This window comes from Nocardia sp. NPDC004123, from assembly GCF_053603795.1.
Genome location: NZ_JBSGGG010000049.1, coordinates 26,095 through 37,468, shown reverse-complemented (window position 1 = coordinate 37,468; position 11,374 = coordinate 26,095). Strand labels below are relative to the sequence as shown.

Here is an 11,374-nt window from a genome sequence, read left to right as displayed (position 1 = left end):
GTTTTGTGGGCACTGTTGCGAGATCGGCGCGAATTCAGCTTCGACACACCGACTCCCGCCGCTACCGCCGCTTGACACGGTCATTGAGAGTCCTTTCGTGATGGGTCGTGGTCAGGCGTGCGCGGCGACGACGCGCGGGTTCGCCGCGACGGTGCCGGGGCACGGCGCCGGACAGGGCGGGGCGCCGGTGAGGGTGCTCAGTGCGCCCCGGTGCCGGGCGCTGCTGAGCACGGCGATGAGTTCGAGGACGAGCACGATCACGCCGTAGCCGAAGGCCGTGGCGGACAGGTCGAATCGGCTCAGGCAGAGTCCGGCGAGGACGGCGGGCAGGCTGAACGCGAGGTACGCCGCCACATAGGTCGCCGTGATCACCTCGGCTCGCCGATCGGCCTCGGTCAGCCCGGTGAGCATCCGCAGGATGCCGGTGAAGGTCGGTCCGGTGCCGAGTCCGGCGATACTGCTGCCGACGAGGAACAGCCACACCTCATGCGTCGCGACGCCGGTCAAGGCGATCACGACACCCGTGACCAGGAAGGCCGGGCCTCGGCCCAGTGCCCGCTCGATGGTCCAGTTGCGGGTGAAGACGGCGGCGGTGAGCGAGGCGCCTTGCAGCGCGACGATCACCAGCCCGCCGGCCAGCGGGCTGTTCAGATGGAACTGCGCGCGCATGAGCGCCCCACCGAGCGACAGATACAGCCCGCCCAGCGCCCAGGTGGCGACGATGGACGGCAGCAGCGTCCGGAAGACCGACCGGACCGATTGCGGCACCGAGACTTTCGGAATCAGTGAGTCCAGCGCACGACCGTCCGGCGCGGCCGTCTCGGGCATCATCGTGACGCCCGCGATCAGCACCAGATAGGCAGCCGCCAGTAGCCAGAACACCAGGTGGGTGGGTGCCGGAGCGTAGGTCACCAGCAGTCCGCAGGCCATCGCGCCCGCGGCCGATCCGGCTCCGGCGGCCACGCTGGACATCAGGACGCCCAGCCGTGAACCCGGCGGCTGCAGATCGATCAATGCCGCGCTGATCGCTCCGGTGGACAGCCCGGCCGCGATGCCCTGAACGCCGCGCGCCACGAAAAGCCATGCCACCGACTGCGCCTCGGCGAAGATCAGCGTCCCGGCCAGCGCCGTCACCGCGGCGGCGAACAGCACCGGCCGGCGTCCGATGTGGTCGGACAGCGACCCTGCCACCAGCAGAGTGGCGAGCAGGGCAAGGACATTGATCGCGTACACGCCCGTCGATACCAGCGAGGAGTAGTGCCACTGCTGCTGATAGACGGGATACAGCGGCGACGGCGCCGAGGAAGCGAACAGCATCAGGGCCAGTGCGGCCACCAGTAGCCAGAACGCCGCCATGCGCGGAAGTCGATAGCTCGCGGCACGGGCAGGCATCCCCGGGCCGGGCCGGATCATTTTGTCCACCATGTCCGCAAGCCTGATCGCGGCCACTGATACCGGACTGTCGCCGCGTGCCAGTCCCGTGTCCGCGGGGCCGGTGAGTGTGGTCGACATGACGAATATCGACAATGTCGGCCAACTCGACTTTTCCGTTCTTCCGCACCGGGATGCTCTCGAGATCGCCCCGTGGCGGCTCTACATCGGCGGCCGGTGGGTCGATTCCGATTCCGATGCACGCTGGCAGCACCTGAGCCCCTCGACCAACGAGGAGGTCACCACCATTGCCGACGCTTCGGCCGCCGATGTCGATCGGGCCGTCAGCGCGGCGCGGCGAGCCTTCGACGAGGGCCCGTGGCCGCGGCTGCGGGCCAAGGAGCGCAAGGCGATCCTCGAACCCCTGGTGCGATTGCTGCGCGCGGCCGCACCACGGCTGAGCAGGATCCAGACGCTCGAGAACGGCATGCCGATCTCTTTCACCACTCAGTACCGGCTCTCGGCCGAGGTCGCCGGGGACGTGTTCGATCACCACCTCGGCTGGATCGACAAGCTCGGCGGGGAGACCTATCCGCAGTACACCGAGCGAAGTGACCTGCAGTACCTGAGTTTCCGTGAGCCGGTCGGCGTGGTCGGGGCCATCGTGCCCTGGAACGCGCCGGTGCTGCAGCTGGCCAACAAGGTCGCGCCCGCGCTGGCCGCCGGCTGCACGGTCGTGCTCAAACCCTCCGAATACGCGAGCCTCAGTAGCCTCGCGATCACCGAACTGATCGATCAATTGGATTTGCCGCCCGGCGTTTTCAATCTCGTCACCGGCGTCGGGGCCACGTCGGGCGAGGCGCTGATCACCCATCCCGGCGTCGACAAGATCAGTTTCACGGGCAGTCGCCGGGTCGGCGGACGCATTCTCGAGGCCAGCGGGCAGGACATCAAACGCGTCACCCTGGAACTCGGCGGTAAGAGCCCCAGCCTGGTCTTCCCCGACGCGGACGTCCGCGAGGCCGGGAGGACGGTGATGCGCATGATCGCGCTGGGCATGTCCGGACAGCAGTGCACCGCCCAGACCCGGGCCCTCGTGCACGTCGACTGCTATGACGAATTCCTCGACGGTGCACGGGAGATCGCGGCATCGGTACGGTACGGCGACCCGTTCGACCCGGCCACGAACGCGTCGCCACTGATCAACAAGCAGCAACTGGTGAAGGTGCTGGACTACATCGAGTCCGGCACCGCCGAGGGGGCGCATCTGCTGCTCGGCGGCGATCGGCCGAGCGACGCGCTGAGCGCCGGCAACTATCTGAACCCGACCATCTTCACCCAGGTCGACAACGGCATCCGGCTGGCGCAGGAGGAGATCTTCGGGCCGGTGCTGGCCGTCATCCCGTTCGCCGACGAGGACGAGGCGGTCCGTATCGCCAACGACACCGAATACGGCCTCGCCGCAGGCATTTACACCGCCGACGTCGGGCGCGCTTTCCGGCTGGCCCGCCGCATCCGCGCCGGAGCGGTCGGCATCAACGGCTACACCTTCATGCCCAATGCGCCGATCGGCGGGTACAAGACCTCGGGGTTGGGCCGGGAGGGCGGGCGCACCGCGCTGGAGGCCTACACCGAGCAGAAGACCGTCATGATCGAGACGGGCGCTTGATCGCTCGACCATCGCACGGCCGCAGCGAGATGACCGCACTCGTCGTCGACTACCTCGAAGTGCTGTGGAATCGGGGCCGTGCCGATCTGGCCGATCGCTTCGTCGCCGACGAGCTGGTCGAGCACGGTCCGAGCCTGCCCGACGGCCGCCGGGCATTGATCGAGCTGATCAGCGGTGTGCGGCAGCGGTTCCCGCACGCCCGGTTCGATCTGCGCCGGATCGCCGCCACCGGAGATCTGGTGTTCGCGCACAGCCTCTTCACGACCGGACCGGGGGATCGCGGCACGATGGTCGTGGATGTCTTCCGCATCCAGGGTGACCTGATCGTCGAACACTGGCAGGTCCGAGAACGGGTGCCCGCCAGTGTCGTCGGCGGCCATCCCGTTGTGTGAATTCCGTTCGACAGCGGCCGCGGATTCCAGTGATCATGGGCGGGAGGTCAGGTGGAGGTGTCACGTGGTGCAGGTGAGGGTGCTCGGCCCGGTCTCGGTGGTCGCGGCCGATGGGCGCGAGTTCGCGATCGTCGGGCCACGGTTGCGAACCTTGCTGGCGCTGCTCGCACTTCGCGCCGGGACGACGGTTCCGACCGGGCTGCTGACCGACGGGATCTGGGACAGGGATCCGCCGGCGCGCGTCGAGAATGCGCTCCAGGCCCTGGTGAGCCGATTACGCGCGGCAGTCGGCTCCCATCGCGTGGTGAAGGACGGAACGGGCTATCTACTGGCGGTCGAACCGGACGCGGTCGACGCGTGCCGATTCGACCGGCTGCTCGGTGAGGCTCGGCGGTTAGGATCGGCCGGGCGGACAGAGCCTGCCGTCCGCACGGTGGATCTGGCTCTGGCACAGTGGCGTTCGGACGCGCTCGCCGGCGTGGTCGACTCGGCGGACATGCGCTCGACGGTCACCGAGCTGACCGAGCGGCGACTGGCGGCGATCGAGCTCCGCGCCGACCTCCTGCTCACGCTCGGCCGGGCCGGTGAGACCCTGCCCGAACTGGCTCACCACTGCACGGCGCACCCCTTCCGGGAAACCCTTGCCGCCCGGCGCATCACAGCACTCGCCGCTGCGGGCCGGAAATCGGAGGCCTTCGACATCTACCGGCACACGGCCGAGTTGGTGCGCCGTGAACTCGGCGCCGAACCCGGCCCGGCGTTGCAGGCGGCACTGACCTCCATCGACGCGGGTGCGGCCGCCGAGTCGGACCACCCGCCACATCCGATGCCGGCTGGACCGAGGCAAATTGAGCTGGATTCGCAACTGATACAACCGGATTCGGCGCCATCTGTGCCGGAATCCGCCGTCGGATCGCCGGAGTCATCAGCGGGAGCGCCCCTCGTGTGGGGGCGGGGAGTGCCGCGACGCTGGACCAGCTTCGTCGATCGGGAACGCGATCTCGACCAGCTCACCCGGATGCTCCGCGACTCCGCGCTGGTGACCCTGACCGGTACGGGCGGCGTCGGGAAGACCCGGCTGGCGACGGAACTCGCTGCGATCCAGTCGGATTGGCCCGACGGCTGCGTTTTCGCCGACCTCGCGGGCATCGCACCCCAGCGCGAAGACGACGCGCCGACGCCGACTGCGGTTCCGGCCGTTCTGCTGTCCGCCCTGGGCCTCGGCGGATCCAGCGACGACGCCGACTGGCGCGCGGTGCTGCACCGATCCGTGGGGCAGCGCCGAATGCTGGTGATCCTGGACAACTGTGAGCATGTGATCGACGCGGCCGCCGAGCTGGCCGCGTTCCTGCTGTGCCACTTCCCCCTGCTGACCGTGCTGGCCACCAGTCGTGAGCCGCTCGGCATCGACGGCGAAAAGTTATACCCGGTAATGGCTTTGGCGGTGCCGGAGCCCGGTGCATCGGTGGAGATCGCCGCCGAATCCGCCGCCGTCCAGCTATTCGTGGACCGCGCCCGCGCGGTGCGACCGGACTTCCGGCTGGCCGACGCCGAATGCGCCGATATCGTGTCCATCGTGTGCTGCCTCGACGGGCTGCCGCTGGCGATCGAACTCGCCGCCGCCCGCCTGCACGCCCTGCCGGTACGTCATCTGGCCGACCGGCTGCCCCACCGCTTCCGCCTCTTGGACTCGCTCGGCCGCAACGGATCAGCCCGGCACCGCACACTGCATGCCGTGGTGTCCTGGAGCTGGAACCTGCTCACCGGTGCAGAGGTCGAATTGGCGCGCAGGCTGGCCGTCTTCGCCGACGGCGCCACGCTCGACGCCATCCTCGCGGTGTGCGACGGCGAGGACACCGCGGATACTGTGACGGCGCTGGTCGCCAAGTCCCTGGTCGAGTTCGACGGCGCGCGATACCGGATGGTGGAAACGATTCGCGCCTACGCCGCATCGGAATTGGACGCGGCCGGCGAGAGCCGGCGACTGGCGGACGCCCACGCCGGCCATTTCCTCGCTCTCGTACGGGACGCGGCACCACGGCTGCTCGATGCGCGGCAGCAGCAGGCGACGCGCCTGCTCACCATCGAACACGCCAACTGCCTGGCCGCTTTGGAATGGGCGGTGCGCACCGGGGACGGCGAGTGTGCGGTCGGTCTGTACGGCGGCCTGATCTGGCATTGGCTGCTGTGCGGGCTCCGTGGCGAGGCCCTGGCCTGGCAACCGCGGGTGCTGGCGTTGTTCGGTGCGGCTCCGCCGCCGGGCCGCGCCGCGGACTTTCTCGCCGTCCGCTACGCCCACCAGTTGCCCGCGTACCACGAGCCGTTGTGGTGGGGCCAAATACCCGATTGCTCGGGTGAATTCGATGAACTGGTGCGGACCGCCATGGGCGAGTCCCGGCCGCCGCATCCGATCTTCGTGCTGCTGCTGGCGCTTCGCGACCGGCACCGTGGTGCCGGCGACCTGCTGAACCAGTGCCTGGCCGCCGAGGACGCCTGGTTGCGCGGCAATGCGCTGGTGCTGCGGGCGCTGGACGAAATCGGCGGTGACACAGAGTCGTTCGAGCGATGCGTGGCCGACCTCGAAGCGGCCATCAGCATTCTGGAGAGACTGGGCGAGCCGCGCGGGGTGAGCCGGGCGCTGCTGCACCTGGCCCACCACCGGATCGAATCCGCGGGGCTCGCCGCGGGTGCTCCCCTCATCGCCCGGGCCGCCGAACTGCTGACCCCGGGCCTGGGGGCCGAGGAGGTCGTGGGCGTGCTGCGCCGCGCCGCGCAGTTGCATCTGCGGGAGAACGATGTGGACGGCGGCGCCGCCTACCTGGCGTCCGCCCGGAGGTGGGTGGATACCCAGGTGCCCGATGGAACGGCGCAGTGGCTCCGCATTGCCGAGGCCGATCTGGCACTGCGGCAAGGCGAACCGGGCACGGCGATCGAGCTGTACGGTCGATTGTTCGGCGACGACGGTCCGCTGCGCGGTGCCGACTGCAGTCCGGCCGCGGCATTGGCCACCGACGAGATCCTGGGGCGCACACACTACGCGATCGCACTGGTCAGAACGGGCCGAATCGGCACCGCGACAAGGCAACTGGAGATAGCCCGCGACCTCGCCGCCACCGCCGCACCACGACTGCTCCCCGTCGTCGCCGTCGGCTGTGCGCTGGCCGCCCTCGCCATCGGCGCACCCGAACCGGCCGCGCGCCTGCTGGGAGCCATCGACCGAGTGGACGGTCGCCTCACGAACGGCAATCCCGGTCCCGACGTACGGCAGGCGTGCACCCTCGCCCGGAAAGCGCTGGGGCAGCACCGATTCCTCTCCGTCCTCAGCGAAGGGCGGCGCACCCCCTGCGACCAGGTCGACGTCCTCTTCGAGCAGGCGCTGTACCAGCGCGCTGTCAGCTGACGCCAGCGTCGCATCAGCGCTGCCCGGAAGTGTTTGCGAACATGGCGAACACCACCTCCTCCTCCGACACGAGCGGGTGGAAGTAATGGCAGCCCCCATCGCTTCCACCCACGAATCCACCGGCGCCGGAACCCCGATCCGCAATTGGCTCGCCGTCGCGGCGGTATCCACCGCCACCTTCGCGATGGTCACCGTAGAGGCCATGCCGGTCGGCCTGCTCACCCCCATCGGTCACACCTTCGACGTCTCTCCCGGCGCGGTCGCATTGACGATCACGCTGCCCGGACTCATGGCCGCGGCGGCCGCGACCACCCTGCCCGTCACGATCGGAAGATCGGACCGGCGTACGGTCCTGCTCGGGCTGATCGGGCTGATGCTGGCCGCGACAGCGGTCTCGGCGCTGGCACCGGACTTCGCGATCCTGCTCGCCGCACGTGCCGTCGCCGGCATCGCCATCGGCGGCTTCTGGGCCCTGGCCGCCTCGTGCGCGGTCAGACTGGTTCCCGCGCACCATATTCCACGAGCGATATCGCTCGCGTTCGGCGGTGCGACAGCGGCCAACGTGCTGGGCGTGCCGGCCGCGACGCTGATCGGCAATCTGAGCGGCTGGCGCGTCGCCTTCGCCGCACTGGCCGGATTCGGCGCGGTGGTCGCCCTCGCACTGCGGCTGCTGCTGCCGCCCCTGCCCGCCACCGAGGTGGTCCGCCCCCGCGCCCTGGCGCGGCAGTTGCGCACACCGGCCGTCCGCGCCGGCGTCATCGCCACCTTCCTTCTGGTGGGCGGGCATTGGGCGGCATTCACTTTCGTCCGGCCCATGCTGCAGGACATCTCCGGTCTGGGCGCCGGGGCAATCGGGCCCGCACAGCTGGCCTTCGGCTTGGCGGGCGTGGCCGGAACCTTCGCGGGCGGCGCCGCCGCCGGCCGCGACCCGCGGCGCGCCCTGGTCGCCGCCGCCGCCCTGCTGGCAGTGACACTCGCACTCTTCCCGCTCATCGCGACCACACCGGTCAGCGGCATCGTGGCACTGCTGGTGTGGGGCACGGCATTCGGCGCGATTCCGGTCGGCGTGCAGACCTGGATCCTGCAGGCCGCCCCCGACCATCCCGAGGCGGCGACCGCCCTCAATACCGCCATGTACAACCTGGCCGTCGCCCTCGGTGCGCTCACCGGCGGCGTGATCGTCAGCTGCACATCGGTGACCGGCGTCCTCGTCACGGGCGCGTTGCTCGGCGTGACCGCCATCGCCGCGGTCATGATCGGCGGGCGGCAGCTGACGCGGCGTGCCGGTGCCCTATCAGCGGCGTCGGCCACAGTCGAAGAATGAGAATGGTGATCGTCGGAGCCGCCGGACCGCCGAATCCGGCGCCGTTTTGACTTTTAACGAGTCTTTAACTAGGTTCCCTGTTGCACCTCGATAGGCGAGGCTCCTGCACGAACACAGGCCACTGATCTGACGACGTCGAGAGACGCCCAAGGTTAGGACAGATTTCTCCGGATCAAGGGGTAATCCAAAGTGGCTTTCCGATTCGGAACACTCCGGTTCGGAACACGTCGTGCAGTGCCAAAACTCTGACGAGAGGGGTGTGCGTCCGCCCCGAGAGTTCCGGGCGACCTCCCCCCGTGCGTTGACGAATCGCGTTCTACCAGTGAGGAGGTCGGGTAGCACGATGGCACCCGATGATGACCCGGGATCTCCGGGTCGGCCCCTCCGCCTCGGTCCGGGCCGCTAGCCACCACACCAACACCGCGTCGATATCTCGACGCACGCAATTCTCCGATATCACGATGCCGCCCGCGCGGCACCGGACTATTCGCATGCACATTTTACGAATGAATTCGGAGATTCGCATATCTATCCGACCCGTCGGCACCACCGTGCCCGACGGTATTCGATGCTGCCCGGAATCCGATGCGGGCAGCAGTATCCCGAGGGGAAACATCCCGATGAGAATTCGCTTGTTCGCATTCGCCACCGCGGCGATGACCACCGCCGGACTGGTCGCCCCTGCCGCCGCTTCGGCCGCGGCACCCGGACCGGACGCCCGGCTCGCCGACGCTGTGACAGCTCAGGCCGTGTCCGGCGACGCCCGAATCGTGGACCGATCGGTGGTGCTGCGCACCGACCTCGGCACGCTCCGAACCACCACCGACCAGCTGCAGATCCTCGACCCGCAGGGCGTGGTGGTGGGGGCGATCCCGCTGACCATCACGAAGCAGGACACGACGTACCCGATCGACGCCCGCATCGACGGCGACAGCGCCACCCTCACCCCGCGCCCGGATCGGGCCCGACCGGTCAGCACCGAGGAACGACGCATCGCCGCGGAGCTGCACGCCGCCGCGGAGGCGCAAGCCGAAGGCCCTGCGGCACAGCCGATTGCCGATCCCGACAGCTTCGAGGATCGGATGAATACCGTCTTCCAGAATGTCAACAACGAGCTCACCGTGGCCCTGGCGGTGGGCACGCTGCTGGGTGCGGTCATCGGAGCGCCGCTGGGCTGCGTCCTGCTGGGCGCGGGCCAGGGTCTCGCGGTCGGCGCATTGACGTTGGGCACGTTGGCGATTCCCGGCGCCGTCACCGGCTGCCTGGAGGGCGCGGTGGTCGGGGCCGGAATGGGCGTCGTGGTTTTCAACCTGCTCGTCGGCGCACCGGCGGTGCTGGCCTCGGCCGTACACGCCTTCAACGTCATGACCGCACCGCCCGCGGCCGCCGCCGAATCGACCAACTGAGTTGCGACGACGCCGCTCGGAGCGAGGTGAACAGCAATGACTCTTGAATTGGCAATTCCCGACCGCCCCAAGATGACTCCCGAGGCGCCGCGGGCGCGCGGCCGGCTCCGGGCGGTGGACTACCTGATCATCGGCGCGGGCGTGCTGCTGATCCTGGTGGTGCTGCGGCTGTTTCGGGACATGTCGGTGCCCTGGACGCCGGATACCGGAACCGAGTCCGTATCAACCGATCCCGCGAACCTGCCCTATTACGCGGCCCGCACCACGCTGCGCATGTTCATCGGCCTGGTGGCGTCCATCCTCTTCACATTGATCGTCGGCCAGTGGGCGGCGCGCTCGCGGCGGGCCGAGAAGGTGTTCATCCCGGCGCTCGACGTGCTGCAGTCGGTGCCGGTGCTGGCCCTGGTCTCGATCACGGTCACCGCGTTCGTGGGCATGTTCCACGGCTCGTATCTGGGCGCGGAGGCGGCGTGTATCTTCGCTATCTTCACCGCGCAGGCCTGGAACATGACCTTCGCCTACTACCAGGCGTTGCGCAATATGCCCCGGGAGCTGGATGATGCGGCCCGCATGATGCGGCTCACCCGCTGGCAGCGGCTGTGGCAGCTGGAGGTGCCGACGGCCATGGTGCCGATGATCTGGAACGGCATGATGAGCTTCGGCGGCGCGTGGTTCATGCTCGCGGCCTCGGAGGTCATCACGGTATCCGGCCGGGACGAGGCGCTGCCCGGCATGGGTAGCTTCATCGCGGCGGCCACCTCCGAGGCCGAGGTCGGCAATCTCATTATGGGTGCGCTGGTCATGGTGCTCACCATCGTCTTGGTGAACGTGGTGTTCTGGCGGCCGCTCACGGCGTGGTCGGAGCGATTCCGGGTGGAGCACACCGAAAGTGCGCAGGCCCCACGGAGTCTGGTGCTCGACCTGCTGCGGCACAGCACGGTGCCGGGTCGGCTGGCTCGGGTGCTACGGCCGGTCGGTGAGCGGGTCGATCGCCTCATGCGGGTCTTCGGGCGCAGCACCCGTTCCGCCTACGACGAGCGTGCGGGCAGCCGCATCGGCGATGTGCTCTTCTTCGGACTGCTCTTCGCCGCGCTCGCCTGGGGCACCTGGGCACTCGCCTCCTACTTCGACAGAACCGTGGGCCTGGCCGAATTCGGGCCGACCTCGCTGCTGGGGCTGGCCAGCCTCGGCCGCGTGATAGTGCTGCTGGTGGTCTCCACCATCGTGTGGGTGCCGGTCGGCGTGTGGATCGGGATGAATCCGCGCATCTGCCGGTTCGCTCAACCGGTGGTGCAGGTGCTGGCCAGTTTCCCGGCCCAGTTCTTGTTCATCTTCGTCATCGCGGCGCTCACCTACACCGGCATCTCACTGAATATCGGCGGCATCGCGCTGATGGCGCTGGGTGCGCAGTGGTACGTGCTGTTCAATGTGATCGCGGCGGCCGGGCAGATCCCGACGGACCTGCGCGAGGCCATGGACGATCTCGGCGTGCACGGATGGCAGCGCTGGAAGTCGTTGATACTGCCCGCGATCTTCCCCGGCTACGTGGTCGGCGCGATCACCGCGTTCGGCGGCGCGTGGAACGCCACGCTGGTCGGCGAGGTCGTGGAGGCCGGGAACACCCATATGGAGGCCTACGGCCTGGGCGCGTACATCACCAATGCCACCACCGACGACGTCTTCGCCAAGGTGCTGCTCGGCACCGTGGTGATGAGCGTGGTCACGGTGACCATCAACCGCCTGCTGTGGCGGCGCCTGCAGCGCACCGCCGAACAGCGATTCTCGCTGAGCTGAAACACTTTTCGAAAGGAG

The 11,374-nt window shown here is 68.8% G+C and carries 7 protein-coding genes and 1 riboswitch; of the genes, 6 read left to right on the top strand and 1 reads right to left on the bottom strand.

All coding sequences use genetic code 11. From position 1 onward, the window contains the following. Positions 1–111: 111 nt before the first annotated feature. On the bottom strand, positions 112–1,425 hold the full coding sequence (locus tag ACWEQQ_RS43760) for an MFS transporter (protein WP_452352399.1): 1,314 nt from the start codon (positions 1,423–1,425) through the stop codon (positions 112–114). Here ACWEQQ_RS43760 and ACWEQQ_RS43755 point away from each other — a divergent pair. The 6 genes from ACWEQQ_RS43755 (at position 1,424) to ACWEQQ_RS43730 (ending at position 11,356) form a co-directional block, all read left to right on the top strand. Continuing rightward, positions 1,424–3,040: an aldehyde dehydrogenase family protein gene (locus tag ACWEQQ_RS43755; protein ID WP_452352398.1), complete on the top strand. Its 1,617-nt coding sequence runs from the start codon at positions 1,424–1,426 to the stop codon at positions 3,038–3,040. The genes ACWEQQ_RS43760 and ACWEQQ_RS43755 overlap by 2 nt on opposite strands. 29 nt (positions 3,041–3,069) lie before the next feature. Continuing rightward, positions 3,070–3,432: a nuclear transport factor 2 family protein gene (locus tag ACWEQQ_RS43750; RefSeq protein WP_452340456.1), complete on the top strand. Its 363-nt coding sequence runs from the start codon at positions 3,070–3,072 to the stop codon at positions 3,430–3,432. A 64-nt stretch (positions 3,433–3,496) separates the two neighbouring features. Then, positions 3,497–6,832 carry an AfsR/SARP family transcriptional regulator gene (locus ACWEQQ_RS43745; RefSeq protein ID WP_452352397.1) on the top strand — a complete coding sequence of 1,112 codons (3,336 nt, stop codon included), beginning with the start codon at positions 3,497–3,499 and terminating at the stop codon, positions 6,830–6,832. A gap of 85 nt (positions 6,833–6,917) precedes the next feature. Beyond that, the gene (locus ACWEQQ_RS43740) at positions 6,918–8,156 is read left to right on the top strand and encodes an MFS transporter (protein ID WP_452352396.1); all 1,239 of its coding nucleotides are present in this window, start codon (positions 6,918–6,920) and stop codon (positions 8,154–8,156) included. Between the two features lie 79 nt (positions 8,157–8,235). Then, positions 8,236–8,420: riboswitch (M-box (ykoK) riboswitch) on the top strand. 356 nt (positions 8,421–8,776) lie between these two features. Beyond that, the gene (locus ACWEQQ_RS43735; protein ID WP_452352395.1) at positions 8,777–9,562 is read left to right on the top strand and encodes a hypothetical protein; all 786 of its coding nucleotides are present in this window, start codon (positions 8,777–8,779) and stop codon (positions 9,560–9,562) included. 36 nt (positions 9,563–9,598) lie between these two features. Then, positions 9,599–11,356 (top strand): ABC transporter permease, encoded by a 1,758-nt coding sequence (locus ACWEQQ_RS43730; protein ID WP_452352394.1) that lies wholly within the window; start codon positions 9,599–9,601, stop codon positions 11,354–11,356. Positions 11,357–11,374: the final 18 nt, after the last annotated feature.

Bases quoted from the DNA above. Each gene is read 5' to 3' on its own strand.
- ACWEQQ_RS43755 (WP_452352398.1), top strand. From the start codon at position 1,424: ATGTCCGCAAGCCTGATCGCGGCCACTGATACCGGACTGTCGCCGCGT.
- ACWEQQ_RS43760 (WP_452352399.1), bottom strand. From the start codon at position 1,425: ATGGTGGACAAAATGATCCGGCCCGGCCCGGGGATGCCTGCCCGTGCC.
- ACWEQQ_RS43750 (WP_452340456.1), top strand. From the start codon at position 3,070: ATGACCGCACTCGTCGTCGACTACCTCGAAGTGCTGTGGAATCGGGGC.
- ACWEQQ_RS43740 (WP_452352396.1), top strand. From the start codon at position 6,918: ATGGCAGCCCCCATCGCTTCCACCCACGAATCCACCGGCGCCGGAACC.
- ACWEQQ_RS43735 (WP_452352395.1), top strand. From the start codon at position 8,777: ATGAGAATTCGCTTGTTCGCATTCGCCACCGCGGCGATGACCACCGCC.
- ACWEQQ_RS43730 (WP_452352394.1), top strand. From the start codon at position 9,599: ATGACTCTTGAATTGGCAATTCCCGACCGCCCCAAGATGACTCCCGAG.